The following is a 25959-nucleotide window of genomic DNA, read 5'->3' as shown; positions in this document are numbered from 1 at the left end:
TCTATGAAGCTGAATGTCATTCAACTGCGGCTGGAAGCCACCGACGTCATCTCGGTGGTGCTCGCCAGCCCCACCGGCGACCGGCTGCCCGCATGGGCAGCCGGTGCGCACATCCCCATCACATTGCCGTCCGGACGCGTCCGGCAGTACTCCCTGTGCGGTCCGCGCGACGATCCGTACCGGTACACCATCGCGGTGCTGCGGGTCGCCGACGGCCGCGGCGGCTCCCGCGAGGTGCACGAGATGCTGCGTATCGGCGACGTGGTCGAGGTCGGGGTGCCCCAGAACGCCTTCGCGCTGAGCCCGGCGCCGCGGTACCTCTTCATCGCCGGCGGTATCGGGATAACCCCGATCGCGGCGATGATCGATGAGTTACGCAGCGCCCCGGTCAGTCCCGAGTTCACGCTGATCTACGGGGGCCGTAGTCGGGCCGCCATGGCCTTTGCCGACCGCCTGGCCGGCATCGACGGCGTGTCGCTGATCCCGCAGGACGAGATGGGGCTGCCCGACATCGCCGGCGTGTTCGCCGACAGTCCGGCCGGGACCCATGTCTACTGCTGCGGCCCGGCGCCCATGCTGGCTGCCGTCGCCGACCTCAGCGCCGGCTACCCGGATGTCGAACTGCACGTCGAGCGGTTCGCCGCAACCGCGGCGCCCACCGGAGGGTTCGGTAACGGCGCCTTCGAGGTGGAGCTGGCCCGCACCGGTGCCACGGTGGTGGTCCCGCCGAACAAGAGCGTGCTGGAGGCGGTTCTCGATGCGGCCCCCGACACCGCGTTCTCGTGCACGAGTGGATTCTGCGGAACGTGTGAGACCAAGGTGCTCGCCGGCGAGGTCGACCATCGCGACGATCTGCTGACCGAGGCCGAGCGGGCGGCCAACACCTCGATGATGATCTGCGTGTCCCGCTCTCTCGGCGGAAAGATCACGCTCGACCTGTGAGGACGCGTTCATGGCTCTAAACTCCGCTGCCATGAGCGTGCCCGCAGGAGTGTTCCGATGTCCGTCGATGACCAGCTAGCGGACGAGGACAGCATGACCTTAGAGGCGACACCCCACGACGGCACCGTGCTGCTCAGGGAATTGCTGGCCCAGCCGAGCCTGCATGTCGACACTTTGACGCCGATTCGCGATCTCGACCGGCCGATCCGCTATGTGTATCCCACCGAACTCGTCGACCCGTCGCAGTACCTGTCGGGGGAGGAGTTGATCCTCAGCATCGGGGTACCCGTAGCCGATCAGCCGGACGATTCGATCCGGCGCTACGTCGAGACCCTGAGCCGGCGGCGTGTCACTGCGCTGCTGGTCGGGCTGGGGGATCTGTTCGACGAACCGCCCGCAGCCCTGGTGAAGGCCTGCGTCGACTTGGACCTGCCATTGCTGGCCCAGCATGCCGCGGTGCCCTTCCGGCGGATCGTGGACTGGGCCGATTCCATGAGAATCGCCGATCGGGAGGTCGGAACGCGCGAGCGGGACCTGGGTTCGATACTGCGCTGGTTCATGGCAGGCACCCTGGGAGTCGGTCCGGTCGAGACTGCCCTCGCCGAATGTGGTCTGGCCGGAACCCCGGTAGCGGTGTGCGCGTTCACCACGGATGTCCACACCCGGGTGCACGAGCTCGTCGACCGGCATGCGGGTGCAATCGCGATACTCGATGACCGCATCGTGGCGCTGTGCCCCCATTCCGAACAGTTCGCTGCCGAACTGGCGGCCTCCGATCTGGTGTGCGGAGTCGCCATCGCCCCGGACGCCCAGTCCATGGTGTACGCGATTCCCGAGGCGCTCGAAGCGCTGCGTGAAGGTATCCGCTGGCGGCGCTCGGTGCACATCGAGGAGATCGCCACGCTGGACGGACTGCTGGCTGCGGTACCGAAAGTTCGTCTCGTGCCGTTCGTCCACCGGCTCTTGGTGCCGTTGGTCGACCACGACAAGCTGAACAACGGCTACCTGGTTCCGTCCCTGGAAGCTTTTCTGGCACCGGGCAACGACATCTCGACAGCCGCAAGCCAGCTGTACGTGCATGTGAACACGTTGCGCAACCGATTGGCCAAGATCGCCGAGCTCACCGGTGCCAACCCGCTCGATGAAACCGACCGGACCAATTTCCGGATTGCGTTGTGGGCGGCGCGGAACATGGGCATGGGCGTCGCTGACGCGGCTAAGCCGGTGCACGACAAGGTGATCCAGCTCGGGCGAGCGCCGCATACTCGGCCGTGAACTCGCCCCGGCGCCAGACCGGGACGTCGGCCGAACTGTAGATGTCTACAGCCTGACTCAGCTGTGGTGTGTTGTTGTCCAACTGCCCTGCTGAGCCGGGTGTTCGTCGGTAGTGTGACGTTTGTCGACAGAGCAGCTCCCGGCAACGCTAAGGAAACCTGTTGGTTCTCTACGAATTTCGTTGTGCGTCCGGTTGTGGCGTCACAAAGAAGATGTTCTCGATGAGCGCGCGTCCGGACGTGATCGACTGCCCTGACTGCCGGGGGCCGGCCCGCAGGACCGTCGCGGCCCCGAACCTGGGCCGAGGCGGCTCGACCGCCATGTCACTGCAAGACGCGACACGCGCGTCGGCCGACCGTCCCGCAGTGGTGGCCGGACCACCAGCGGGCGGCCGGCGGCAGAAAGTCACCGCCAACCCGCTCCATCAGAAGTTGCCCCGTCCCTGAAGTCCGCGAAGGAGGATCGATGCCCGAACTGGTATTCCCGCTCGACTCGACCAAGAAGTTCACCGATCAGGAGAAGCTGGGCCACAACCGGTGGCACCCCGACATCCCGGCCGCGGTGACGGTCAAGCAGGGCGACTCGTTCCGGGTGCATTGTCGCGAATGGTTCGACGGTGCCATCGTCAACGACGATTCGGCCGACGACATCCTCAACGCACCGCTGACGACGGTGCACGTGCTCTCCGGCCCGATCGCCGTCGAAGGCGCCAAACCGGGCGATCTGCTGATCGTCGACATCCTCGACGTCGGCCCCATCCCGCAAGAGGATTCCGGGCCGCTGGCCGGCCAGGGCTGGGGCTACACCGGCATCTTTCCCAAGCTCAACGGCGGCGGCTTCCTCACCGATCAGTTCCCTGACGCCTACAAGGCGATCTGGGACTTCTCCGGTCAAAAGGCCACCTCACGGCACGTCCCGCACGTGGAGTTCACCGGCATCGTGCACCCCGGGCTGATGGGGACCGCGCCCTCGACCGGGCTGTTGGCGAAGTGGAACACCCGCGAGGCCGCACTGATCGCGACCGACCCCGACCGGGTGCCGCCGCTGGCCCTGCCGCCCGAACCGCGCGACGCGATCCTCGGCGGACTGACCGGGGACGCCGCCACCTTGGCCGCCGCCGAGGCGGCCCGCACCGCGCCACCGCGCGAGAACGGCGGCAACCAGGACATCAAGAACCTCACCAAGGGCAGCCGGGTGTTCTATCCGGTGTACGTCGACGGGGCCAACCTCTCCGTAGGCGACCTGCACTTCTCCCAGGGCGATGGCGAGATCACGTTCTGCGGTGCCATCGAGATGGGCGGCTTCATCGACCTGCGCGTCGACGTCATCCCCGGCGGCATGGAGACCTACGGTGTGAGCGAGAACGCAATATTCATGCCCGGCAACACCGATCCGCAGTACTCCGAATGGCTGGCATTCTCCGGCACCTCGGTCACCCTCGACGGTGAACAGCGCTACCTGGACTCGCACCTGTCCTACCAGCGGGCCTGCCTGCACGCGATCGACTATCTGACCAAGTTCGGCTACAGCCCTGAGCAGGCGTACCTGCTGCTGGGTGCTGCCCCCATCGAAGGCCGTCTGTCCGGCGTCGTCGACATTCCGAATGCCTGTGCGACGGTGTATATCCCGACCGCGATCTTCGATTTCCCGGTCGCGCCGTCGGTCACCGGGCCGGTGCAGATCGACCCTGGTATGGGGGCCCCGCACTCGTCGTTCAACTGACACCTCCGGACACCAGTCGCGGCGGGCCGGGCCGCGGTCGAACTATCCTCGTCACCGAGACGACCGCGTGCCCGCCCCGACCCGGGGCTTGGTGCAACCGGAAAGGATCGCGCAATGACCCCGCCCCCTGGTGCCTCGCGCCTCGGCACCCGGTTCGGACCCTACGAGCTGAAATCGCTGATCGGTGTCGGTGGCATGGGTGAGGTGTACCGGGCCTACGACACGGTCAAGGAACGCATGGTGGCGGTCAAGCTGCTGCGCACCGAGATCGCGGCAGACGCGAGCTTCCAGGAGCGGTTCCGGCGTGAGTCCCGGGTGGCGGCGCGGCTGCAGGAACCGCACGTGATCCCGGTGCACGATTTCGGCGAGATCGACGGTGTGCTGTACATCGACATGCGGCTGGTCGAGGGCGCCAGCGTCAAGGAGCTGCTGCGGACCAACGGCCCACTGTCCCCGGAGCGGGCCACCGCGATCGTCACGCAGGTGGCCGCGGCATTGGACGCCGCGCATGCCGACGGCCTGGTGCACCGTGACATCAAGCCGGAGAACGTCCTGCTCACCGCCGATGACTTCGCCTACCTGGTGGACTTCGGCATCGCTCACGTCGGGGGCGAGGCCAGCGTCACGATGACGGGTGTGCTGATCGGATCGAGTGCCTACATGGCGCCGGAGCGGTTCTCCGGTGGCCCGGTCGGGCCGGCTGCCGACGTCTATGCGCTGACGTGCCTGCTCTACGAGATGCTGATCGGCCGGCCACCGTTCGAGACGGGCGATCTGCGCCAGTTGATGAGCGCCCACATGTTCTCCCCGGCGCCGCGGCCGAGCATCATGCGCCGCGGCATCCCGCGCGCATTCGACGACGTCGTGGCCAAGGGCATGGCCAAGGACGCCGTCGACCGCTATCCCAGCGCCGGTGAACTGGCCAAGGCTGCCCGCGACGCGGCCGGTTCCGGTGCGGCTCCCGCACCGCCGCCGCTGCTGCCGCCCACTCCGGCGCCCGCACCCGCCCCTCCGAGGCTCACTCCGCAACCGCAGCCGCAACCTCAGCCTCAGCCGCCGTCACCGGGCACCCGCGAGTTCTCGTCGATCTACCCCAACCCGAACCACACCGGCTACACGCCGTACCCACCGCCCCCGCCACAGGCATCGCCGGCTCCGGCGCGCAAGCCGCGGTTCAGCCGGGCCCAGCTCACCTTGATCCTCGTGTCGGTGGGCCTGTTCGGGATCGCCGCCGTGTTGGCCGCGGTCCTGGCGAGCGGCGGCGACGGCGCCTCCACCCATGAGACGTTGACCGCGCCGACCCCGCCGAGCGCGACATCCGAGGCGCCGACGACGACCACGACCACGGCAGGGTCGGCGACGGCCAACGTGAGCGGCACCGACGACCAGGGCTTCGTCGACCACACCGCACGGTGCCCCGCGGGTAGCGCCCCGGCCGCCGTGATCCGGACCGCGTCCTCACTGGCGGTGATCTGCCAGACCGGCTCCGACAGCTTCTCTTACCGCGGTGAGCGGCTCAGCGACGGCGCCAACCTCCAGATCCCCACCGCCGAACGGTCCGGCAACGGCTTCGTGGCCGTCAACCCCGCCGACGGTGCGCGCTATGAGGTGGGGCCCGACGGTCTCACGATCAGCAGCTACGGCAAGGTCGATTCGTCAGAACCGCCTCTGGAATACGGTGAGCGCTGATACGCGACCGCGTGACATACGGCCGACGAAAAGCCCTGTCAGGAGGCCGATTTCACTACGTGCGCCTTTGCTGAAACGGGGGCGTACACGGCGACCGGATTGGTCTTGCCCTTGAGCGCCAACCCCGGCCGGGGCTCGAAATCGCCTCGGTCCCCGGTGAGTTGACTCAACGTGGCGGCGGTCAGCAGCACGGTGTCGCCGGTCTGGCGGGTGGCGGTCTCGACCCGGGATGCGACGTTCACCGCGTCGCCGATCACCGAGAATTCCAAACGCCCTGCGCCACCGACATTTCCGGCCACCACCGGTCCGGAGTTCAGGCCCACGCCGACCGTCAGGCTGCCGCTGAACTCCTCGTGCACCGCGTCGGCGATCTGCAGCGCGGCACCGAAGGCGTCATCGGCGTGACGGTCCTGGCGCCGGGGCGCCCCGAAGACCGCCATCAGCCCGTCACCCGCGTATTTGTCGACGTGGCCGCCGTGGTCGTGCACGATCGGGACGATCCGCTCGAACAGCCGGTTCAGTGTCGTCACCACCTCGGTGGGCCGCAGCCGCTCGGCGAGTGTGGTGAATCCGCGCACGTCGACGAACATCAGGGTGACATCCATCTCCTGAGCTTCCAACGATCCGGCGGCGCACAGGATGTGTTCGGCCACATCGCGATCCACGTAAGTGCCGAACGTGTCGCGGATCCGTTCACGCTCGGCCAGGCCGGCCGTCATGGTGTTGAAACCGGCTTGTAGCCGCCCGATTTCACTGACGTCGTCGACCTCGACCCGGGCGCTGAAGTCGCCCGCCTGCACCTGGGCCAGGGCGCGGCGCAGCGCGGTGACCCGGTCGGTCACCGACCGGATGGCGATCAGGATCGCGAACAGACCCACCACGATCGCCACCGCCACCAGGATCAGGATGGCCGCGAAGGTGCGCTCGGCCAGGAAGCCGACGTCGGCCAGATAGCTGGCCGCCAACACCGCGATGCCGAACAACGGAACTCCCGTCGCGAGGAGCCATGCCATCACCAGCCGGCGCCCGATCGTCGGTCCGAATCGTCGGTCCGGGGTGGCACCGTCGAGCGCCCGTGCCGACACCGGCCGCATGACCCGTTCGACGATCAGGTACCACACCGCGCTCGTCGAAATGCCGCCCAGCGCGACCACGCTGAAGATGTACACCGCGGTGGACACCTGCTGAGTGAGCGCCAGCGACCCGAAGATCACCGCCCCGACGCCCCACACCGCAGCGGACAACCGGACCGCCTCACCCGGGGCGCCCAGCGTCATCCGCTGTTCCTCCGCGGTGGGCGCACGCCCCTCGCTCAGCCAGGCCGTGCTGGCGGCGAACCGGCGCCGCCGTACCCGCAGCATCACCGGAACCGCCACCGCCAGGAACACGATGAGCACGCTGCCCCCGCGGATCAGCAGGCGATGGGTGTCCGCGGGGCTCAACACGATGGGCGCCGCGAAGGCCAGGAAGGCGCCGACGATCCCGCCGCCCCCGGCGCTGACCACGGCCGCACCCCACACCCACCGCTTGAACGTCTGGTCCCGAAGTTCGGCCCCGATGTCGGCGGGGGCGACAGCGATGGAAGCGTCGAGGTGTGCCAAGCCGTTGACGGTGGCGTCCATGAACAAAGCGTGCGCGCGTGGCGCGGGTGCTCGATAGGGTAGTCGGCTACCTGTTTCCTGCTCGGCGCGCGAAGCCTTCGCGCCAATCTGCTCCGCTACTTGCCGGTGGCGTCGGATATCCCCACCGGCCCTTTAGTCTGGAATCGGATGCACGAACGGAACAAGGGGACACACATGTTGGTAGTGCTCGGTTATGACGGGTCGCTGGCGGCCAACGCGGCGATCCGCAGCGGCGCCGCACTGTTCCCGGCCGCCGACGCGGTGGTCGTCTATCTGTGCACGCCGCCGTTCGGCAGCAAGGGGTTACGGGCCCGGCTGCGGCATTCGGCGCGCAATGTCGACGAGTTGATCGATCTGGTCGATCACGAAAGCGAGGGTGAGGCCGCACGGTTGGTCGACACCGGCGTCATCCTGGCGCGAGCGGCCGGCTGGAATCCCGAGCCGCTGGTCAAGCGCACCTGGGCGGGCGAGGGCCTGGGGTTGGCGCAGGTGGCCGAACAACTCGAACCCGACGTGTTGATCGTCGGTGCCCGAGGGATCGGTGCGAGCGACTCGAAGCTCGGCAGTGTCTCGGACCTCGTGGTGCACCACGCGCCCCGTGCGGTGCTGGTGGTGTCCCAGACCATGCTCTCGGCGGAATACGACGCGGTGGCCGAGGGTCCGGTCGTGGTCGGCGTGGACGGCTCAGCCGGTTCGGAGCGAGCGCTGAGTGCCGCCCGGGCCCTGTTCCCGGCCCGTGAGGTGGTCACGGTCGGGGTGGACGACGGCGGCGCGGTTGACGTTGCCGCAGCCCAGGCAGCGCATCTCGTACCCAGATTCCGCGGGTCCGGCGCCGGAGCGACCGCTGACGCATTGGTCGCCTTTGCCGAAGATCAACGGGCCGCTGTCGTCGTCGTGGGCTCGCGCGGGCGGTCGGCGCTGAAGAAGGTGCTGCTGGGCAGTGTGGCTGCCGCGACGCTGCAGCGCACCTACCGTCCGGTCCTGGTGGTTCCGGGCGGCTAGCCTCGGCGGCCTTGACGCTCTGCTGCGCGTTCGGCCGCACGGGAGTGTTCGGCGGCCGAGACCACGACCGCGTCAGGGCCGGGATAGACCGTCGCTTCATGGCCGGTGACCAGCCACCGCACCACAAACGGTGGAGATCCGTCCTCGGTGCGCACCTCGAGGATCTCGGCGTGCTGATCGTGCTGGTCGGTGGTGGTGCCTTTGACTACCAGAAAATCGCCGACGTGGGCTTTCATCGTCCGCTCCCTTCGCCGTACCAGGCGGACACTCCTATCGTGCGCGCGTCAGGCCGCGGAAGGAACCGTGCGCCGAGAAGATTCACACGTGAACATCGCGGAGGCCGCGCGCGTTGCGCAGGCCTGAGCAGTTGTAGCAGCCCACGCAGCCGACGCAGTCGCGGCAGCGCGCGCAGCCGAGGCAACCCACACACCGCAGGCACGCGAAGCAGCCGATACAGGCCAGACAGCCCATCATCGCGAATGACAGCAGGGTGAGCGCGCTTCCGAATACGGCGGCGCTGCCGGCCGTCGCCGCCGAGCCGGCCACCCCGGCGCTGGACGCGGTGGCCGCCGATCCTGCGACTCCGACACTGGTGACGGTCGCGGCCGATCCGGCCACCGCCGCGCTGGCCGCAGTGGCGGCCGACCCGGCGACCGCCACACTGCGATGCGTCGCGGGGGAGAGCGTGGTGGTCCTCATCCCGCTGTCTTGCCCGCGTCGACGATGTACACCGCGCCGTGCACGGCGGCGGCGTCGTCACTGGCCAGGAATGCGATGGTTTTGGCGACGTCGGCCACGTCCATCATTCCGCGGGGCGCGGCGATCCTCATGATCAGGTTCCAGTCGGCGTTCTCCGGTGCGGCGAACTCGGTGGTCTGCGGGGTGAGCATGCCGCCCGGGCACACCGCGTTGACGCGAAGCCGCTCCGAGGTGAACTCGATGGCCAGGGCACGGGTGAGGCCGACGAGCCCGTGCTTGGCCGCGCAGTATCCGGCCGAGTAGACCTCACCCTCGATTCCGGCGATGGAGGCGACGTTGACGATGTTGCCGCCGGCCTCCAGCAGATGGGGCAGGGCCGCCCGGCACAGGAAGAACGGACCGTTCAGGTTGACCGCGAGATCCTTGTCCCAGTCCTCATCGGTGACCGAGACGGTGTGGCGCATCTGGTGGAATCCCGCGACGTTGATCAGGGCGTCGAGGCGGCCGAACTTCTCGACACACTGGGCCACCGCGTCCCGGCAGGCTTCCGAGGAGGAGATGTCCACCGAGGCATATGCGCCGCCGGGCACGTCCTCGAAGACTGTCGCCATCCGCTCGGCGTCGCGGGCGACACCGAACACCGAGGCGCCGCGTGCGGCGAACAATTGGGCCACTGCCGCGCCGAGACCCGATGAGGCACCGGTGACCAACGCGACCTTTCCATCCAGAGCTGTCATGGCTCACACCTTCTCACGCGGTCTGGCGGGCGCTGACTGGGTGGCTTAAATCAATGGTGGCCGGTATCCGACGTCATTATCGTGACGAGGATGAATCAGCCGGATCTGGACGTGCGAATTCAGGCCTATTACACCGACGAATTCACCGAATCCGAGCGGCTGCGAACCCGATCGGCACAGGGGCGGTTGGAATTCGAGCGTGTCCAGGAACTGGTCGGCACCCGGATCGCGCCACGGTCGAGGATTCTGGATATCGGGGGTGCGACGGGTGTCCATGCGGCCGCCCTCGCCGAGCAGGGGCACGACGTGGTTCTGATCGACCCGGTACCCGACCATGTGGCCACCGCTCGCCGCTGCGGCACCTTCATCGCCGAGATCGGCGATGCTCGCGACCTCAACTTCCCGGACGATGCGTTCGACGTTGTCCTGATGTTCGGGCCGCTGTATCACATTGTTTCCCAACGCATCCGGATCAACTGCCTGAGGGAGTCCAAACGGGTCGCCCGGTCCGGCGGCTGGCTGTTTGCGGCGGTGATCACCCGGTTCGCCTGCCACACCGTCAACACCCTGGGGCGGGACGATCTGACGGGCGCGACATATCCCGCCGAGCTGATCGCACTGCTGGAGCGCGGAGACGCGCCTGCAACCGTCCGATTCCCGGGCGGCCATTTCCACACCGGTGAAGAACTCCTCCGGGAGATGGCAGCGGCAGGCTTGCCCGATGCAGAGGCCCACGCAATCGAAGGTGCCAATGGATTTGCCCTGGAGGAGCTTCCGGTCGTCGATGAGGAGATCCACCAGGCGGCGCTGAGCTTGGTCCGGCTCAGCGGCCATCTCCCCGGCATCAGGGATATGACCAACCACCTGATGGGTATTGCACGTATCCGGAAGTAGATCCGATCTGAGGATGTCAGGCCCGCTGCCGCGGTCTGGCCGGCGGAACCGCGGCCAGCAGTGTGCGCGTGTAGGAGTGCTCAGGTGCGGTGAACAGCTCGGTGGCCGGGCCGTACTCGACCACTTCGCCGGCCCGCATCACCAGCACGTCGTGACACATCCGGCGCACCACCGCCAGGTCGTGCGCGATGAACAGGTAGGTCAATCCCAGCTCGCGCTGCAGCTCGGACAACAGGTCCAGCACCCGCGACTGCACAGACACATCCAGGGACGCCGTCGACTCGTCGAGGATGACCACGTCGGGTTCGGTGGCCAGCGCCCGGGCGATACTGACCCGCTGCCGCTGGCCGCCGGACAGCTCGTGCGGATACCGTGACGCGAAATCTGTTGGCAGTCCCACAAGTTCGAGCAACTCAGCCACCCGCTCGGCGCGGGCCCGACGCCCCGAGCTCAGCCGGTGCACGCGCAGCGGCTCGCCGATCGCAGCGCTGACCCGGGCCCGCGGATCGAGTGAAGCGAACGGATCTTGGAACACCAGGCTGATCCGCCGGCGCAGGGCGCGCCCGCCGGCGAAGACGTCCTGGCCGTCCAGCGTCGCGGTACCCGCCGACGGCTCCGCCAGCCCGGTGAGCGCGGCGGCCACCGTCGACTTGCCCGACCCTGATTCGCCGACGATCCCCAGCGTTGTCGCGCGTCGCAGCTGAAACGAGACGTCCTTGACGGCATGCACCGATCCGTACCGCACGTCAAGTTCGTTGATGTGCAACAGAACCGGTGTATCGGCCGGGGCGGGTGCGGGTCCGGCGCCGTCGAGCAGCGGCCGGGCTGCCAGCAACTCGCGGGTGTAGGCGTGCTGGGGATGATCGAAGACCTCGAGGATCGGTGCCTGTTCGACGGCCTCGCCGTCGCGCAGCACGGTCACCTCATCGGCTACCTGGCCGATGACCCCGAGGTCGTGACTGATCCACACCACCGCAGTTCCGAAATCCCGCTGCAGATCGGCCACCAGCTCGATGATCTGGGCCTGGGTGGTGACGTCGAGCGCGGTCGTCGGTTCATCGGCGATGAGCAGTTCCGGATCGCAGGCCAGGGCGATCGCGATCATCACCCGCTGACGCTGCCCGCCGGACAGTTGGTGCGGGTACGCATCGAGCCGATCGGGGGACAGTCCGACCGCCTCGAGCAGCTCACCGGCCCGCACCCGCGACTGGCGCCGGGTCATCTTGCGGTGTGTCTCAAGGGTTTCGGTGATCTGCCGTTCCAGGGACAGCAGAGGGTTCAGCGACGTCCCGGGATCCTGGAAGACGAACCCGACGCGGCTGCCGTGCACCGCGCGCAGCGCCCGCGCCGACGCCCCGATCAACTGGGAACCGCCGGCCAAGGTGCTGGTGCCCATGACCACGGCACCCGGTGCGTCCAACAAGCCGGTGGCGGCCAGCACCGTCATCGATTTACCCGATCCGGACTCACCGACGATGCCGACGGTCTGCTCACGGTGCACCTCGAAGGCCACACCCCGTACGATCTCGCGGCGACCGATCGCTACTCGCAGATCGTTGACCTCCAGCACCGGCTGGCTCATGTGCGCCCTGCCCTTCTCGCCTCGATCGAAGTGCGCTGTTTCGGATCGAGCACATCGCGCATCCCGTCGCCGAACAGGTTGAAAGCCAACACCATCACGAAGATCGCCGCGCCCGGGAACACCGCCATCCACCAGGCCAGCGTGACAAATCCCTGAGCGTCGAAGATCATCCGGCCCAGTGACGGCTGCGGCGGTTGGATGCCCAGCCCGAGGAACGACAGTGCGGCCTCGGCCAGGATCGCGAATGCCAACGACAGGGACAGCTGAACGATCAACGGCCCGGCGATGTTCGGCAGGATGTGCCGGATCAGGATGTAGCCGTCACCGGTGCCCATGCTCCGCGACACCGCGACGAACGGCTCCACCCGCACGCCGAGCGCCGACGCCCGGGCGACCCGCGCGAAGATCGGGATGTAGACGATCCCGATGGCCAGCATCGTGGTGGTGATGCCGGGCCCGAGGACCGCCACGATCGCCAGCGCGAGCAGCAACACCGGGAAGGCGAACATGACGTCGACGACGCGCATCACCACGGTGTCGATCCACCCGCCCCGGTAGCCGGCGAGCACACCGACCAGCACGCCGATCACCGCGGCCAGCGCGACGGAGACCACTGCGACCCGAAGCGAGGCCGCGATCGCCACCAGCACACGTGAGAACACGTCGCGGCCAAGCTCATCGGTGCCGAACCAGTGCGCGGTGCCGGGGCTCTGCAGCGCATTGGGTACGTCGATGTCGTTGATGCCGTACGGGGCGATCCAGGATGCGGATACCGCGACGATCAGCACCGCCAGCAGTACCGCGGCGCTGACCGCGGTGACCGGATTCGACAACAGCAGCCGCCAGGATGCGACGCGGGAATCTTGGGTGGTGGTCACGACAGCCGGATTCTCGGGTCGACGACCGCATACAGCACGTCCACCAGCAGGTTGATCAGCAGGAACAGCACCGCGATCAACAACACCGCACCCTGGATCACGGGATAGTCCCGCGCGGCAACGGAATTGAACACCAGCCGGCCCAAACCCGGCCAGGCGAAGACCACTTCCACCACGATGACCCCACCGAGGATCGTGGCCAGTTGGATCCCGGTGATGGTCAACACCGGCAGCAGCGCGTTGCGCACGATGTGGCGGAAAGTGACCACCGGCGGTGCCAGGCCCTTGGACCGGGCGGTGCGGACGTAGCCCATGGCGGCGACCTCCAGCACCGCCGAGCGCACGTAGCGCGTCATGATGGCGCCGGCCACCAGGCCGACCGTCAGACCGGGCAGGATGATGTGGCGCAGCCAGCCGCCCGGATCACCCAGCAGCGGACGGTATCCGGAGGTGGGTAACCAGCCCAGCGTCGAGGCGAACACGCCGATCAGCAGGATGCCCAACCAGAAATCCGGCACCGATACCCCGAACTGACTGGCGACCCGCACGATCGCGTCGCTGGCCCGGCCCTCCCGCAGCGCGGCGAAGATCCCGGCGGGCAGCGCGATCACCAGGGCGATGAGGATGCCGACCACCCCGAGCGACAAGGTGGCGGGGAGCCGGTCGAGCAGGGTCACCGTGACCGGGTCACCGTTGCGGAAGCTGACGCCGAGGTCGCCGGTCAGTGCTGAGCCGAGATACGAGAAGAACTGCTCGACGATGGGGCGGTCCATGCCGCTGGCCGCTCGCAGCGCGTCGTAGGCCTGCGGGGTGTAGCGGGTGCCGAGCGCGATGCGGACCGGATCGCCCGGCACCAGGTGTACCAGGGCGAATACCACCACGAGCACGCCGATGAGCACCACCGCCGAGTACAGCAGCCGGCGGGCCAGGAACTCCACGATCGGATGGTTCGCACGAATCGTGCTCAAAGCCTTTTGGGTCACCGGGTTTCATCTCCGTCAAGGTCGGCGGTGCGGAACCGGACGGCACCGTCGCGGCGCACCTGATACCCCGACAGGTTGTTGGCCCAGGCCTGGATCACCGACGGGTTGTACAGGTAGATGTAGCTGGCCTGATCCGCGATCCGGGTTGCGGCCTTGGCGTAGATGTCTTTTCGCTTGGCGACGTCGGTCTCGGTACGGCCGGCATCCAGCAGTCGGTCCACCTCGGGGTCGGAGAACTTCTGCGCGTTGCTCGTGCCGTGCGTGTGGTGCTGGGCGTAGTAGAAATCGTCCGGGTCGATGTTTCCCAGCCACCCCATCATCAGCATGTCGAAGTGGCCGGTGTTCTGTTCGTCGAGCCAGGTGGCGAAGTCCACCGTGCGGATGTTCACCGTGATGCCAAGGGACGCAAGGTTGTCAGCGATGATCTGGGCTGCCGTCACGGTCTCGGGATACTCACTGGTCACCAGCATGTCGAGCTGCTTCGGGGCCGCACCGGCCTGACCCAACAGGGCCTTGGCCTCATCGGGGTCATACCGGTAGCTGCGATAGTCGGTGAACCACGGGCTGCCGCGCGGGATCGCCAGCTGGTTGACCTCCGCGGTGCGGTAGCTGGTGGCCGCGGCGATCGCATCCCGGTCGATGGCGTAAGCGATGGCCTCGCGCACCCGCGGGTCATTCCATGGCGGCCGGGCTTCGTTGAGCGCCAGATACCAGTAGTCGTTTCCCGGAGTGAGCGCCAGCGTCAGCGAGTCGTCGTCGCGCAACTGTGCCACCCGCTGCGGCGGCACCGAATCTGTCCAATCGATCTCGCCGGCCTGCAGCGCCGACAACGCCGTCGTCGGCTCGGCGATGAACCGGAACGTCACCCCGGAAACTGGGGGAGCACCTCCCCAATAGTGCGGGTTGGCCTTGAGCGTGATGGAGTCACCGCTGCGCCGTCCGGCGAACGAGAACGGGCCGGTGCCGATCGGATGGGTGGCGATCTGCCCGCTCTCGACGTTGGCGCGCTGCACGATCGCCATGCCCTTGAACCCGCCGAGGTTGGTCAGCAGGTTCGGGGTGGGCCGGCGGACCGTGATCCGCACGGTCGCCGGGTCCGGCGCGGTGACACTGCTGAGGGCACTGAACTTGTCGACGTTGGTCAGTTGTTCGTCGATGATGCGCCGGTACGAATAGACCACGTCGTCGGCGGTCAGCGGGCTGCCGTCATGCCAGCGCACGCCGTCGCGCAGGTGAAACGTCCAGGTGAGTTGGTCGTCGCTGACCTCCCAGGACTGAGCCAGCGCCGGCCGCATCTGTAGGTCCTGGTCGGGCTCGACCAGCGTGTCGAACACGTTCTCCAACACTTCGAACGAGAAATAGGCGCTGGTTCGGTGTGGGTCGAGCTGATCGGGTTCCCCTGCGATGGCCGCGATGAGATTGCCCGACGACTCGTCGCCCAGGTCGATTCGGCTGCCCGTCGAACACGCCGCCGAGCAGGCAGCCAGCACGAATACCAGGACTGCCGCCAACGTTTTCATCGCTGGTCGTGTCGTCACGATTACTCCAGGATCACCGCGGGTGATCCGCCGTACGCTCACCCGCTGGGGCCGCCACGGGGGCCGGCGTGAGATATCCGGACCCATACCGGTGACGACGCTGATGAAGACTGCGATACTCACCCATTGTGACCTTCAAGCGCGCGGCGGCCGCGACCGCCCTGATGTCGGCTCTGGGAATCGGACTCAGCCTGGGGGTTGCCGCCCCGGCACAGGCCGATCCCGTCATGCAGGGCGTCTACACCTACACCCAGGACGGCATGGACCCGCAGACCTGGACGGTGTACCCGTCCTGCGTCCCGGTGGTCGGCGATCTGCGTGAGCCGCTCGAACTGGCGGTGGCATGCCGACTGCACGTCGCGACGACCAAAGACCTCAAGGGCGGCGACGCACGGCTCACCGGCGGGGTGTGGACGTATTCGACGGCGGCGATCGAAGGCATGCAGTGCCCGGACGGCAGCTGGGAGCCGACCACCGAGACCTACAAGTTCGACGATGTTGCGATGACCGGCACCCGCAGCGTGGCCCACAACCAGGCATGTGGCGGCACCATCGAGCCGGCGATCCTCAACTTCCCGTTCAAGCTGGCGTTCAAGGAGCCGTTGCCGAAGCCCGTCGACGTCTACCCGCTCGACTGCGAGCCGGGTGGCTTGCGGTGGTGCACCTAGGCGCAAGGACCGAGGGGGAGTGCTACCGCTGATCGACGGAAAAGTCGTCGACATCACCGGGCCCGGCCGCACCGACCGGTTCGGCGTCACCGCCACTGATCTCGGTGCGTCGGTCGTCGCACCCAACGGCAAGCTGGTGTCGGTATTCGGCGACACGTTCTCCGGCAGCCGCGTCGGGCAGGGCGACTGGCGTTCACCGGTGGTGCTGATCGGCTCCGGCGACGCCAACCACGAGATCGTCTACGAATTCGCCGGGGGAGCCGACCCCACCTACGCGCGCCAACTGTGGCACTACATCCATGACGACGAGGCATCCGGGTGGCGGCATGGCGGGATCAGCACCGTGATCCCGTCGGATCTGCTGCGGGTGGGCGACTCGCTGTACCTGCACGCGATCGTCAATCATGGCTTCGGCACGGTGATCTGGACCGAGATCTGGCGCTCCGACGACAGCGGGGTCTCGTGGACCCATCTGGGTGAGGAGGCGAAGTTCCCGGCCGACCTGCACGATGGTTACGCCCAATGCTGGTCGTGGGACTTCGATCCCCACGACGGTTGGGTGTACGTGGTGGCCACGGGATTTCAGCGCGACAAGGGCATCATCCTGATGCGGGTCCGCCCCGATCAGATCGGCCGGCGGTCGCAGTACGTCAGTTGGGGGTTCACCAACGGACGCTGGCAGTGGGGGCGGCAGGCCACGCCGATCACGCCGCCGGACGAGACCTGGGGTGAGCTGACCTTCCGCCGCACCGCTCCCGGCAGATGGGTCCTGGGCGGATTCCTGGCCTCCTCATACGCATTGGGCTACCGGGTGGTGTCCTCCCCAGTGGCCAACATGTACACCACCCCGGTGCAGACACCGATCGTCGGATCGTCGTGGGAGGCCGAGGACCAGGCCCACAACAAGGTCGCCCAGCTCTACGGCGGCTACCTGCTGCCGGGCTCCCGCTTCGGCATCACCGGCGGCGTCGGGCTGGTGGTCTCACAATGGCGCACCGACACGGGATGGCCTTACCGGGCAATGCAGTTCAAGGCCGGGCTGAAGGACACCTCCAAGATTCCGCGTCAGCCCGATCCCGTCAACCTGTGACCGTCAGGCGGTGAACCCGCCGTCGACGTTCCAGTTCGCCCCGGTGACGAACCCGGATTCCGGGCCGGCCAGGAAGCTCACCACGGCCGCGATGTCGCTGGTGTGCCCATAGCGGCCCAGTGCGACGACTCCCTTTGCCGCCTCGGCGAACTCGCCTTGATCGGGGTTCATGTCCGTATCGATCGGACCCGGTTGCACGTTGTTGACCGTGATCCCGCGCGGGCCCAGCTCGCGGGCCAGGCCTCGGGTCAGCGAGGCGACCGCGCCTTTGGTCATCGCGTAGGCCGACAACCCCGGCTCGGGTACCCGGTCGGCGTTGATGCTGCCGATGTTGATGATCCGGGCCCCCTCGTCGAGATGGGCCACTGCGGCGCGGATGGCGGCGAACACGCCACCGATGTTGACCGCCACCAACCGGTCGAATTGCTCTTGCGGGAAGTCGTCGATCGGCGAAATCACCGCTACCCCAGCGTTGTTGACCAGGACATCCAGACCACCGAGATCTGCCACGGCGCGCTCGACCGCGCCGGCGACCTGGGCCGGATCGGCGCTGTCGGCCTGGATCGCCACGGCCTTGGCACCGTCGGCCGTGAGCTCGGCGACCAGCTTGTCGGCCTCGGCCGCCGACGATCCGTAGGTGAACGCCACGGCGGCGCCGTCGGCGGCCAGGCGCCGGACGATCTCTGCGCCGATCCCGCGCGAGCCTCCGGTCACCAGTGCGCGCCGCCCGGCCAGGGATGCAGATGTCATGTCGTTTCCTTCCACGCGTTAAAGGCTTTCCGGCCGGACCGGCCGTGGGCCATGCTTGGTAAAGGTCGGTGTCCGAGCGGAGATTCCCGGTCACTGGAGATTCTCGGTGTGATTGGCCCCACTTTGTGCCAGGGTGTTCGGATGGTCAAGCGTGTAGTGGTTTGGGGCACCGGTTTCGTGGGGCAGATGGTGATTGCCGAGATCGTCAAGCACCCCTTGTTCGAACTCGTCGGTGTCGGTGTCAGCAACCCGGAGAAGGTGGGGCGCGACGCCGGCGAGATCTGCGGCCTCGGTGCCCCCATCGGGGTCCGGGCCACCGACGACATCGACGCGCTCATCGCGCTGAAGCCCGACGCGTTGGTGCATTACGGGCCGACAGCCGCCCATGCGGACGTCAACATCGATGTGATCGGCCGATTCCTGCGGGCCGGTATCGATGTCTGCTCGACCGCGATGACCCCCTGGGTCTGGCCCAAGATGCACCTCAACCCGCCGGCCTGGATCGAGCCGATCACCGAGGCCTGCGAGGCGGGAGGGGCGTCGTGCTTCACCACCGGGATCGACCCCGGCTTCGCCAATGACCTGTTCCCGATGACCTTGATGGGCCTGTGCTCAGAGATACGCAGCGTGCGGGCGTCGGAACTGCTGGACTACACCAACTACACCGGTGACTACGAATTCGAGATGGGCATCGGGAGGCCGCCCGAGAAGCGGGCGCTGCTCGAAACGCCGGACATCCTCATCTTCGCCTGGGGCGCAACGGTTCCGATGATCGCGCACGCGGCGGGTATCGAGCTCGACGAGATCACCACCACGTGGGACAAATGGATCACCCCGGATGAACGGAAATCGGCCAAGGGCATCATCCCGGCCGGCAACGTCGCCGCCGTGCGCTTCACGATCAACGGCGTCTACCGCGGCGAGACCCGGATTCAGCTCGAGCACGTCAACCGGATCGGCCTGGACGCCGCACCGGACTGGCCGTCCGGAAACGACAACGACGTCTACCGCGTCGACATCGAGGGCACCCCGAGCATCTCCCAGGAGACCGCGTTCCGGTTCACCGACGGCTCCGGGCGCGATGCGGCCGCCGCGGGCTGCCTGGCCACCGGACTGCGGGCGCTCAACGCCGTGCCCGCGGTCAATGAACATTCGCCGGGATGGGTGACACCCCTGGATCTACCACTGATTCCAGGCCTGGGCACCATTCGCTAGGTAACGCCAGCCCCGTCAAACGAGATGGACTACCGGATAGGGTTCTTCTCGAAACGGGGTGACATGGCTGACGGGATCGGGTTGTCGATTGGATCGACCAACCTCACAGCGGTAGTGGTGAACCGCGCCGCGGTGACGCGGTCGCCGGTGCTGACGCTGTTCCCGCATCGGGCCGCTGAAGTGGGCGTACCCAGCGAGAACCCGAACCTGAACGAACGAGGTCTGATCCTCACCGACTTCGTCGAGCGGGTGGGGGACCCGGTCGGGATGCTGGCCCCCGACGGCTCGTCGCACCGGGGCGAGGCCGTGCTGGCCGACGCCCTGGCGGCGCTGCTGCGCACGCTGACCGGGGGACGCCCGCCGGCCGATCCGATCGCCGTCACCCATCCCGCGCATTGGCGGCCCAACCAGGTCGAGGCGCTGCGCACCGAACTGGCCGCGGTCGGAGGCTTCGGCGATCCGGTGCTGGTGCCCGACGCGAGGGCGGCACTGATCGCATTGCAGGACAACCCCGGGGTGCCGACGCACGGTGTGATCGCCGTGTGCGATTTCGGGGGCAGCGGCACCAGCATCACGCTTGCCGACGCGGACAACGGGTATCAGCCGATCGCGCCGACGATTCGGCACCCCGATCTGTCGGGCGACCTGATCGATCAGGGGCTGCTCACCCATGTGGTGAACGACCTGTCCGCGGCCGGAACGATCGACCTGGCCAGCACCTCGGCCATCGGGTCGCTGGGCCGCCTGCGCGCCGAGTGCCGGCGCGCCAAGGAGCGTCTGTCCACCGAGTCCGTCACGGCGCTGGTCGCCGAACTGCCCGGGCATCGCAGCGACGTGCGATTGAACCGCAACGAACTCGATGATGTGATCGCCGGACCGCTGCGTGAGTTCATGTCGGTGCTGCACGGTGCGGTAGATCGTGCCGGGCTGCGCCCCGGTGAGCTCGTGGCGGTTGCCACCACCGGCGGCGGCGCCAGGATCCCGGCGATCACCACGACGCTGTCCGAGCACCTGCGACTGCCGGTGATCACCGCGGCCCGGCCGGAGCTGACCCCGGCCATCGGGGGCGGCCTGATCGGGGTACGCGGCACCGCCGAGGAGGGCATGACCGCGATGGCCCCGGCCTCCGCTGGGGCCCCGCCGACCACCGCCGCCGCACTGGTCGCGCCCGAGCCCCCGGCCGCACCCCAGGCGTTGGCCTGGTCCGATGCCCAGAACGTGCCCGACGTCGCACCGGTCGATGACTACAGTGCCGAACGTTACGGAGACGATTACGGGGCCGATTTCGACACCGGATTCGAACCCGCGGGGGGACGCACCGCGGCGCGCCCCCAACTCGAGTTCGGGGAGCGTGAGCTGACCGAACGCGACGAGATCGCGGCGCGGCCCTGGTACCGGCGGCCTCCGGTGATCCTGGGTGCCGGTGCCGCAGCGGTGCTCGTCGCCGTCGTGGCGGTGTTGATCAGCATTACCGGCAATGATGAGCCCACCCGTCCGGTGTCCAACACGAAGGCGGTCCCGTCGACGACTGCAGCTGCGGACGAGACCGCACCTGCCGCTCCGGTCGACGAACCCGCGACTGTCGACGCACCGCAGACCGTCACGCACGAGGCGCCTGCCCCGCGCACCGTGACGCAGACCGTGGAGCAGCCTGCGCCGGCGGCCCCGCCGGCGACGGAGAATCCGCCGCCGGCCGAGACGCCGACCCCGACAACCGAGGCCCCCCCGACGACGACGGAAGCGCCGCCGACCACCACGCAGGCCCCGACGACCACCCAGACGCCGACCACCACCCAGGCGCCGTGGAGTCCCACCGCGCCGTATCCGACGATCCCCGGCCTGCCGTGGGTTCCGGCTCCGGGCGGTGGCCACACCGGGGGCTGATGCGTCCGTGCGTGATCCGTTGCAGGGAAGTCGGATTCGCGGTGGCTAGTGTGGGCCCATCATGCCGCCACCCATCATGCCGCCACCCATCATCGGGCCCATCATGGCGGGCATCCCGTCGACGACGAACCCGGTGACTTCGCGGGCGTGGGCGCAGATGGTGGCGGTCAGGTCGGGATCGGTGGAGGTTTCGGTCGCGATGACCCCGGCTGGGGTCAAGGTGATCTGGCGTTGGTAGTCGCCGGCCCGGCGGAACAGGGTGGGCAGGGTCGAGCTCATGCAGGACACCTCGGCGCCCTGGCCGAGGTGGTCATACATCGAGGACACGTGGGCGTGCAGTTGGGCGACCAGGTCCGGTGAGTCGGACTCGGTGGTGGTGCGTACGCCTCCGGGGATCTCCTCGACGGTGCGTCGCAGCTCGGTGTGTCGGGCGAACATGGTCATGTAGCGGCTCATGTCGACCCCGGATACGCCCATCATGTTGGGCTCGGAACGACCGGTGGGCACGCCAAAGATGTTGCTGCGCAGCAGGTATCCCAGCGCCATCAGACCGCTGGCGCCTACTGCCAGGGTAAGGACGGTGCGGCGGGTGAATTCGGTCATGGGCTGCTCCGATCGGTGGTGCCCGACGGCGATCCGCTCCCGGTCTTGTGGGCGGCCACGCGTTCCGTCAACCTGGGGGTGGATCGTTGCGCTATCTACGTACCTGAATAGTAGACGAATATGGTGGTGGGGTCACCAGCTGTAGCGCAGGCACCGCCAATCGTCGTCGAAGTCGACCTCGGCGCCCCGCAGTGATCTCACAGCGTTGAGGAACAATTGTGTGCCGGCAGTACCTCCGGGACCAATGGGATCTTTGACGCATTCGCTGAACAGCGTTCTTGCGGTGGAATATTGGGACTCACACTCGAGTCGGTATGGCCGGGCCTGCATCCGTTACCTGGCGGCTGTCGATGTAGCATCTGACAACGCGGCGACTGAGTTTCGATCGGTGACGGCAAGTCCCTCGATGCGCCCGGCGCGCACGCCGTTGGCGATGACAACGATTTCGGCGAGTTCGTGCACGGCAACGACGGCGGCCAATCCCAGCACTCCGGTGAGAGCGAGCGGGATCAGTATCGCGATCAATCCCAGTGACAGACCGATGTTTTGAATCATGATGCGGCGGGCGCGCCGGGCGTGACCGAAAGCTTGGGTTAGATGGCGCAGGTCCTCACCCATGAGGGCGACGTCGGCGGTTTCGATGGCCACGTCGGTACCCATGGCGCCCATGGCGATACCCAGGTCCGCGGTCGCCAACGCGGGAGCGTCGTTGACCCCATCGCCGACCATTGCCGTCGATTGCTTTTGGCGCAGTTGACAAATCAGCGTCGCTTTGTCTTCCGGACGCAGGTCGGCATGGACGACCTCGATGCCCACCTGTCGGGCCAGCGCGGTGGCGGTGGCGGTGTTGTCCCCGGTGAGCATCACCACCTGATAACCGTCTCGGCGCAACGCCTCGACGACCTGGCCGGCTTCGGGGCGCAGTTCGTCGCGCACCGCAATCGCGCCGATGAGTTGGTCATCGTCTTCAACCAGTACCGCTGTGGCACCGGCGGCCTGCATGGCCGCGACTCGATCGGCCAACGCGCCGGGGTGCAGCCAGCCGGGCCGGCCCAGGCGCAGCCTGCGGCCGTCACGCTGACCGACCAGTCCGGCACTGGTGACCGCTTCCACGCCCTCGGCGGGCTGAACGGGGCCGGCGGCGGCCAGGATCGCCGCGGCCAGGGGGTGTTCGCTGCGAGCCTCCAACGCCGCCGCGGTCTCCAGCACCTGCTCGCGGGTGGCGCCGTTGGCGGTGGCGACTTCGATGACGGTGGGCTTGTTGGCGGTCAGGGTGCCGGTCTTGTCCAGCCCGATGGTCCGCACTGCCCCCAGGGCTTCCAGCGCGGCCCCGCCTTTGACCAGGACGCCAAGCTTGCTGGCCGCTCCGATCGCGGCGACCACGGTGACCGGCACAGAAATCGCCAGCGCGCACGGCGACGCCGCCACCAACACCACCAGGGCTCGTTCGATCCACACCACGGGATCACCGACCACGCTGCCGATCACGGCTATCAGTGCCGCGGCGGCCATGATCGCGGGCACCAACGGTTTGGCGATGCGGTCGGCCAGCCGTTGGCTCGCGCCCTTGCGGGACTGTTCGGCCTCCACGATCGCCACGATGCGAGCCAGCGAGTTGTCCGCGGCAGTACTGGTCACCTCGACATCCAGCGCGCCGGTGCCGTTGATCGACCCGGCGAACACCTCATCGCCGGGACCTGCCTCGACCGGCACCGATTCACCGGTGATCGCCGAAGTGTCCAGCGCCGTGCGGCCCGCCACGATCACTCCGTCGGTCGCCACCCGTTCCCCGGGCCGTACCAGCATCCGGTCACCCAGCCGCAACTCACTTGGAGCGAGCGTAATTTCGATGCCGCCACGCATGACGGTGGCTTCATCGGGCACCAACGACAACAACGCCCGCAATCCACGCCGGGTCCGCGCCAGGGAGTACTCCTCGAGCCCCTCGCTGATGGAGAACAGGAACGCCAGCATCGCGGCCTCGCCGACTTCGCCGAGGATCACCGCACCCACGGCGGCGATCGTCATCAGCGTCCCGACCCCGATCTGGCCCTTGGCCAAGCGGCGCAGTGTGGACGGCACAAATGTCCACGCCCCGATCAACAGCGCGACCGCGTACAGGCCGAGCTCGACCGGACGCGGTCCGCCGGCCCAGCCGACTGCATAGCCGGCCACCAGCGCGACACCGGCGGCCGCGGCCGCGCGCAGTTCGCTGACCTCCCAGAGCCGTTCCGGTTCCTGTCCGTCCGCGCCGGCGGGTCGGTCGTTACCGCAACCGCACGCGTCGCTCATTGCACGGACTTCCGCTCCGCGGGGTGGCCGTAGTTGGGGCACAGGGCCACCGCACTGCCGGTGGCCGTCAGCACAGCCTCGGCGGCCCGAAACATCTCCAACAACTCGGGGCGGGCCAGCCGATACACCGAGGCACGACCCTCTGCGCGGAAATCGACCAGCCCGCAGTCACGCAGGCAGGCCAGATGCGCCGACACTGTCGACTGAGCCAACCCCAACTCTGCCGTCAGGTCCACTACCCGAGCCTCACCGACGGCGAGTCGGCGCAGGATCGCCAACCGGGTGCCATCGGAGAGGCTGTGGAACAACGCCGTCGCCGCATCGAGATTCACCGCGGCCGAAACATCGTCAGAAGAAGGTTTCATCGCCATGCGACGATGATAGCCAACCCTCCGGTCATCGCTCCCGTGCCCCGGTCGCGATGGACTCCAGGGCTTCGACGGCCTCGGGCGTGTAAATGATCGAGGAGTCGAGTGTGGCCGCGGTGCGCAGGGCGGTGGCGAGCGCGGTGGCGGCGAGTTCGACCAGGACGTCGACGTCCTGGTCGCGATGGGCGATGCGGTCGATCATCATCTCGTCGAGGAATCCGATCCAGCCGTGCATGGCGGTGCGCAGGATGGGCGCGATGGGATCGACGACGCCCAGTGCCAACAGGATTCGCTGGGCTCCCAGCCAGCGGAGGTGTTCGACGGCCGACTGGTGTTCGGCGTCGGCGCTCAGCGCGCCGCGCAGTAATGCGACGAAACTGTCCGAGTACGAATCGATGTGGGTGATATGGCCGCGCAGAGCATGGCGCAATTGATCGGCCAGCGGCGCATCGGGGAGGGTGGGCGCCGTCTGCGCAGCCGCGATCTCTGCCGCGATCTCGTTCATCACCGCGAGGTACAGGCCGCGCTTGTTGACGAAGTGGTGAGCGATCAATCCGTAGGCCACACCGGCGTCCTTGGCGACCTGCGCGGTGGTGACCTGGTCGTACGGACGTGTTGCGAACAGTTTCCGGGCCGTATCGACAATCAGCTGACGCCGATCGACCGGCTTGGTCCGGGTGCTCATCGATGCGGTCCGGCCAGCGCGCCGTGGGTATCGATCCGGCGGCCACCCACCGCGGCGACCAGTCGTCCCAGCGCCGGAATTTCCAGCGGGAGTAGGGAGTAGCGCGGGTGCACGACGCGTCCCGCGCCCCGCTCCAGTGAGCGGACCACGGCGGCCGCGACAGATGCCGGTGCCACCGGGGGAAAGGTCGGCGGCGGCGCGGTTTTCCACGGCAGCTCGTCGATGTCACGCAGCGCGGTATCGGTGGCGCCGGGCACCACTTCCAGCACCCGGATGCCGGTGCCAGCCAGCTCGAGTCGGAGCGATCTCGTGGCCTGGGCCAGTGCTGCTTTGGAGGCGGCGTAGTAACCGAGTAAGGGGAGCGGCACCGCCTGCACGGTGGAGGTGACGTTGACGATGACGCCGCTGTGCGCGGCCCGCATCGCGGGCAGAACCGCCGCGGTGAGGGCCATCGGGGACCAGAGATTGACTTCGAACACCTGCCGGGCGGCTGCCGAGTCGGCCATGACGGATTGAGCTCCGGTCAAGTTGGTGCCGGCGTTGTTGATCGCGATGTCGACTCCACCGAGGGAGTCCAGGACCTGGCGGCCCAGCTCGGCCGCCGCACCCGGCACGGCCAGGTCAACGGGGAAGACGGTGGGCCGGGGTGGCCCGGTGGCCGATATCTCGTCGGCGAGGGCACCTAGCAGGTCCGCGCGGCGGGCGGCCAGGGCGAGCACTGCGCCCCGGCGAGCAAGAGCGAGGGCCAGCTCGCGGCCGATCCCGCTCGATGCGCCGGTGAGCACCGCCTTCTTGCCGGATAGGTCGTCAATCGCCCGGTGTCGCATGTCTGGCTCCGCTC

Annotated in this window: 25 protein-coding genes; 11 read left to right on the top strand and 14 right to left on the bottom strand. The window is 67.9% G+C overall.

The window, feature by feature from the left end:
* The first annotated feature begins 3 nt into the window (after window positions 1-3).
* The 5 genes from ACWEFV_RS15370 to ACWEFV_RS15350 all read left to right on the top strand — a co-directional run bounded on the left by ACWEFV_RS15370 (window position 4) and on the right by ACWEFV_RS15350 (window position 5628).
* A complete protein-coding gene (locus tag ACWEFV_RS15370) occupies window positions 4-942 on the top strand; it encodes a PDR/VanB family oxidoreductase (RefSeq protein WP_450070756.1) in 939 nt (312 codons plus the stop codon).
* Window positions 943-1035: 93 nt separating this feature from the next.
* Window positions 1036-2217 (top strand): PucR family transcriptional regulator, encoded by a 1182-nt coding sequence (locus ACWEFV_RS15365; RefSeq protein ID WP_286175069.1) that lies wholly within the window; start codon window positions 1036-1038, stop codon window positions 2215-2217.
* A gap of 221 nt (window positions 2218-2438) precedes the next feature.
* Window positions 2439-2663: a zinc ribbon domain-containing protein gene (locus ACWEFV_RS15360; RefSeq protein WP_450070755.1), complete on the top strand. Its 225-nt coding sequence runs from the start codon at window positions 2439-2441 to the stop codon at window positions 2661-2663.
* A gap of 19 nt (window positions 2664-2682) precedes the next feature.
* Entirely contained in the window at window positions 2683-3939 is a 1257-nt protein-coding gene (gene fmdA / locus ACWEFV_RS15355; RefSeq protein ID WP_450070754.1) for a formamidase, read from the top strand.
* 114 nt (window positions 3940-4053) lie between these two features.
* Window positions 4054-5628: a serine/threonine-protein kinase gene (locus tag ACWEFV_RS15350; protein WP_450070753.1), complete on the top strand. Its 1575-nt coding sequence runs from the start codon at window positions 4054-4056 to the stop codon at window positions 5626-5628.
* A 38-nt stretch (window positions 5629-5666) separates the two neighbouring features.
* Here the strand turns inward: ACWEFV_RS15350 and ACWEFV_RS15345 are convergent, their stop codons facing one another.
* Entirely contained in the window at window positions 5667-7250 is a 1584-nt protein-coding gene (locus ACWEFV_RS15345; RefSeq protein ID WP_450070752.1) for an adenylate/guanylate cyclase domain-containing protein, read from the bottom strand.
* Between the two features lie 174 nt (window positions 7251-7424).
* Between ACWEFV_RS15345 and ACWEFV_RS15340 the strand changes: the two genes are divergently transcribed.
* Window positions 7425-8252, top strand: coding sequence for a universal stress protein (locus ACWEFV_RS15340; protein ID WP_450070751.1), 828 nt, complete (start codon window positions 7425-7427; stop codon window positions 8250-8252).
* On the opposite strand, the gene ACWEFV_RS15335 is transcribed toward ACWEFV_RS15340, so the two are convergent.
* The 3 genes from ACWEFV_RS15335 to ACWEFV_RS15325 all read right to left on the bottom strand — a co-directional run bounded on the left by ACWEFV_RS15335 (window position 8249) and on the right by ACWEFV_RS15325 (window position 9688).
* Window positions 8249-8488, bottom strand: coding sequence for a DUF1918 domain-containing protein (locus tag ACWEFV_RS15335; protein WP_135456006.1), 240 nt, complete (start codon window positions 8486-8488; stop codon window positions 8249-8251). The two genes, ACWEFV_RS15340 and ACWEFV_RS15335, sit on opposite strands and share 4 nt — an antisense overlap.
* A gap of 82 nt (window positions 8489-8570) precedes the next feature.
* A complete protein-coding gene (locus ACWEFV_RS15330) occupies window positions 8571-8951 on the bottom strand; it encodes a hypothetical protein (RefSeq protein ID WP_450070750.1) in 381 nt (126 codons plus the stop codon).
* Entirely contained in the window at window positions 8948-9688 is a 741-nt protein-coding gene (locus ACWEFV_RS15325) for an SDR family NAD(P)-dependent oxidoreductase (RefSeq protein WP_135456002.1), read from the bottom strand. The genes ACWEFV_RS15330 and ACWEFV_RS15325 overlap by 4 nt, the downstream gene beginning before the upstream one ends.
* A 90-nt stretch (window positions 9689-9778) precedes the next feature.
* Between ACWEFV_RS15325 and ACWEFV_RS15320 the strand changes: the two genes are divergently transcribed.
* Window positions 9779-10582 carry a class I SAM-dependent methyltransferase gene (locus ACWEFV_RS15320; protein WP_450070749.1) on the top strand — a complete coding sequence of 268 codons (804 nt, stop codon included), beginning with the start codon at window positions 9779-9781 and terminating at the stop codon, window positions 10580-10582.
* Window positions 10583-10598: 16 nt separating this feature from the next.
* Here ACWEFV_RS15320 and ACWEFV_RS15315 read toward each other — a convergent pair whose 3' ends face one another.
* From ACWEFV_RS15315 to ACWEFV_RS15300, 4 genes are read right to left on the bottom strand one after another with little or no spacing between them, the layout of a single operon-like run.
* Window positions 10599-12164, bottom strand: a complete 1566-nt coding sequence (locus ACWEFV_RS15315; protein ID WP_450070748.1) for a dipeptide ABC transporter ATP-binding protein — start codon at window positions 12162-12164, stop codon at window positions 10599-10601.
* Window positions 12161-13042, bottom strand: a complete 882-nt coding sequence (locus ACWEFV_RS15310; protein WP_450070747.1) for an ABC transporter permease — start codon at window positions 13040-13042, stop codon at window positions 12161-12163. Before ACWEFV_RS15310 ends, ACWEFV_RS15315 begins: the two co-directional genes overlap by 4 nt.
* Window positions 13039-14025, bottom strand: a complete 987-nt coding sequence (locus tag ACWEFV_RS15305; RefSeq protein ID WP_450070746.1) for an ABC transporter permease — start codon at window positions 14023-14025, stop codon at window positions 13039-13041. Before ACWEFV_RS15305 ends, ACWEFV_RS15310 begins: the two co-directional genes overlap by 4 nt.
* Window positions 14022-15545 carry an ABC transporter substrate-binding protein gene (locus tag ACWEFV_RS15300; protein WP_450070798.1) on the bottom strand — a complete coding sequence of 508 codons (1524 nt, stop codon included), beginning with the start codon at window positions 15543-15545 and terminating at the stop codon, window positions 14022-14024. Before ACWEFV_RS15300 ends, ACWEFV_RS15305 begins: the two co-directional genes overlap by 4 nt.
* 146 nt (window positions 15546-15691) lie before the next feature.
* Here ACWEFV_RS15300 and ACWEFV_RS15295 point away from each other — a divergent pair, with 146 nt between their 5' ends.
* Window positions 15692-16231, top strand: coding sequence for a hypothetical protein (locus tag ACWEFV_RS15295; protein WP_450070745.1), 540 nt, complete (start codon window positions 15692-15694; stop codon window positions 16229-16231).
* Between the two features lie 19 nt (window positions 16232-16250).
* Window positions 16251-17321 (top strand): DUF4185 domain-containing protein, encoded by a 1071-nt coding sequence (locus ACWEFV_RS15290; RefSeq protein ID WP_450070744.1) that lies wholly within the window; start codon window positions 16251-16253, stop codon window positions 17319-17321.
* 3 nt (window positions 17322-17324) lie between these two features.
* On the opposite strand, the gene ACWEFV_RS15285 is transcribed toward ACWEFV_RS15290, so the two are convergent.
* The gene (locus ACWEFV_RS15285; RefSeq protein ID WP_450070743.1) at window positions 17325-18071 is read right to left on the bottom strand and encodes a 3-oxoacyl-ACP reductase family protein; all 747 of its coding nucleotides are present in this window, start codon (window positions 18069-18071) and stop codon (window positions 17325-17327) included.
* A gap of 141 nt (window positions 18072-18212) precedes the next feature.
* Between ACWEFV_RS15285 and ACWEFV_RS15280 the strand changes: the two genes are divergently transcribed.
* Together ACWEFV_RS15280 and ACWEFV_RS15275 are read left to right on the top strand one after the other, a co-directional pair.
* Window positions 18213-19286, top strand: a complete 1074-nt coding sequence (locus ACWEFV_RS15280; RefSeq protein ID WP_135455988.1) for an NAD(P)H-dependent amine dehydrogenase family protein — start codon at window positions 18213-18215, stop codon at window positions 19284-19286.
* Window positions 19287-19349: 63 nt separating this feature from the next.
* Window positions 19350-21170 (top strand): Hsp70 family protein, encoded by a 1821-nt coding sequence (locus ACWEFV_RS15275; RefSeq protein WP_450070742.1) that lies wholly within the window; start codon window positions 19350-19352, stop codon window positions 21168-21170.
* Window positions 21171-21215: 45 nt separating this feature from the next.
* Here the strand turns inward: ACWEFV_RS15275 and ACWEFV_RS15270 are convergent, their stop codons facing one another.
* The 5 genes from ACWEFV_RS15270 to ACWEFV_RS15250 form a co-directional block, all read right to left on the bottom strand.
* Complete coding sequence (locus tag ACWEFV_RS15270) at window positions 21216-21773, bottom strand: hypothetical protein (protein ID WP_450070741.1); 558 nt, start codon at window positions 21771-21773, stop codon at window positions 21216-21218.
* A 333-nt stretch (window positions 21774-22106) separates the two neighbouring features.
* The gene (locus ACWEFV_RS15265; RefSeq protein WP_450070740.1) at window positions 22107-24065 is read right to left on the bottom strand and encodes a heavy metal translocating P-type ATPase; all 1959 of its coding nucleotides are present in this window, start codon (window positions 24063-24065) and stop codon (window positions 22107-22109) included.
* Window positions 24062-24436 (bottom strand): ArsR/SmtB family transcription factor, encoded by a 375-nt coding sequence (locus tag ACWEFV_RS15260; RefSeq protein ID WP_450070739.1) that lies wholly within the window; start codon window positions 24434-24436, stop codon window positions 24062-24064. Before ACWEFV_RS15260 ends, ACWEFV_RS15265 begins: the two co-directional genes overlap by 4 nt.
* A 25-nt stretch (window positions 24437-24461) precedes the next feature.
* Entirely contained in the window at window positions 24462-25118 is a 657-nt protein-coding gene (locus ACWEFV_RS15255) for a TetR/AcrR family transcriptional regulator (protein ID WP_450070738.1), read from the bottom strand.
* Window positions 25115-25945, bottom strand: a complete 831-nt coding sequence (locus ACWEFV_RS15250) for an SDR family NAD(P)-dependent oxidoreductase (protein ID WP_450070737.1) — start codon at window positions 25943-25945, stop codon at window positions 25115-25117. The genes ACWEFV_RS15255 and ACWEFV_RS15250 overlap by 4 nt, the downstream gene beginning before the upstream one ends.
* Window positions 25946-25959 lie beyond the last annotated feature (14 nt).

Source organism: Mycobacterium sp. NPDC004974 (assembly GCF_053600815.1).
The sequence above is the reverse complement of the archived record's forward strand: the minus strand, read 5'-3'. Positions and strand labels throughout refer to the sequence as shown.

Excerpts from the sequence above, each read along its gene's own strand:
- ACWEFV_RS15335 (WP_135456006.1), bottom strand. The coding sequence starts at position 8,488 with ATGAAAGCCCACGTCGGCGATTTTCTGGTAGTCAAAGGCACCACCACC.
- ACWEFV_RS15325 (WP_135456002.1), bottom strand. The coding sequence starts at position 9,688 with ATGACAGCTCTGGATGGAAAGGTCGCGTTGGTCACCGGTGCCTCATCG.
- ACWEFV_RS15315 (WP_450070748.1), bottom strand. The coding sequence starts at position 12,164 with ATGAGCCAGCCGGTGCTGGAGGTCAACGATCTGCGAGTAGCGATCGGT.
- ACWEFV_RS15340 (WP_450070751.1), top strand. The coding sequence starts at position 7,425 with ATGTTGGTAGTGCTCGGTTATGACGGGTCGCTGGCGGCCAACGCGGCG.
- ACWEFV_RS15365 (WP_286175069.1), top strand. The coding sequence starts at position 1,036 with ATGACCTTAGAGGCGACACCCCACGACGGCACCGTGCTGCTCAGGGAA.
- ACWEFV_RS15255 (WP_450070738.1), bottom strand. The coding sequence starts at position 25,118 with ATGAGCACCCGGACCAAGCCGGTCGATCGGCGTCAGCTGATTGTCGAT.
- ACWEFV_RS15275 (WP_450070742.1), top strand. The coding sequence starts at position 19,350 with ATGGCTGACGGGATCGGGTTGTCGATTGGATCGACCAACCTCACAGCG.
- ACWEFV_RS15350 (WP_450070753.1), top strand. The coding sequence starts at position 4,054 with ATGACCCCGCCCCCTGGTGCCTCGCGCCTCGGCACCCGGTTCGGACCC.
- ACWEFV_RS15360 (WP_450070755.1), top strand. The coding sequence starts at position 2,439 with ATGAGCGCGCGTCCGGACGTGATCGACTGCCCTGACTGCCGGGGGCCG.
- ACWEFV_RS15250 (WP_450070737.1), bottom strand. The coding sequence starts at position 25,945 with ATGCGACACCGGGCGATTGACGACCTATCCGGCAAGAAGGCGGTGCTC.
- ACWEFV_RS15320 (WP_450070749.1), top strand. The coding sequence starts at position 9,779 with ATGAATCAGCCGGATCTGGACGTGCGAATTCAGGCCTATTACACCGAC.
- ACWEFV_RS15330 (WP_450070750.1), bottom strand. The coding sequence starts at position 8,951 with ATGAGGACCACCACGCTCTCCCCCGCGACGCATCGCAGTGTGGCGGTC.
- ACWEFV_RS15265 (WP_450070740.1), bottom strand. The coding sequence starts at position 24,065 with ATGAGCGACGCGTGCGGTTGCGGTAACGACCGACCCGCCGGCGCGGAC.
- ACWEFV_RS15370 (WP_450070756.1), top strand. The coding sequence starts at position 4 with ATGAAGCTGAATGTCATTCAACTGCGGCTGGAAGCCACCGACGTCATC.
- ACWEFV_RS15280 (WP_135455988.1), top strand. The coding sequence starts at position 18,213 with ATGGTCAAGCGTGTAGTGGTTTGGGGCACCGGTTTCGTGGGGCAGATG.
- ACWEFV_RS15285 (WP_450070743.1), bottom strand. The coding sequence starts at position 18,071 with ATGACATCTGCATCCCTGGCCGGGCGGCGCGCACTGGTGACCGGAGGC.
- ACWEFV_RS15260 (WP_450070739.1), bottom strand. The coding sequence starts at position 24,436 with ATGGCGATGAAACCTTCTTCTGACGATGTTTCGGCCGCGGTGAATCTC.
- ACWEFV_RS15345 (WP_450070752.1), bottom strand. The coding sequence starts at position 7,250 with ATGGACGCCACCGTCAACGGCTTGGCACACCTCGACGCTTCCATCGCT.
- ACWEFV_RS15270 (WP_450070741.1), bottom strand. The coding sequence starts at position 21,773 with ATGACCGAATTCACCCGCCGCACCGTCCTTACCCTGGCAGTAGGCGCC.
- fmdA (WP_450070754.1), top strand. The coding sequence starts at position 2,683 with ATGCCCGAACTGGTATTCCCGCTCGACTCGACCAAGAAGTTCACCGAT.
- ACWEFV_RS15300 (WP_450070798.1), bottom strand. The coding sequence starts at position 15,545 with ATGAAAACGTTGGCGGCAGTCCTGGTATTCGTGCTGGCTGCCTGCTCG.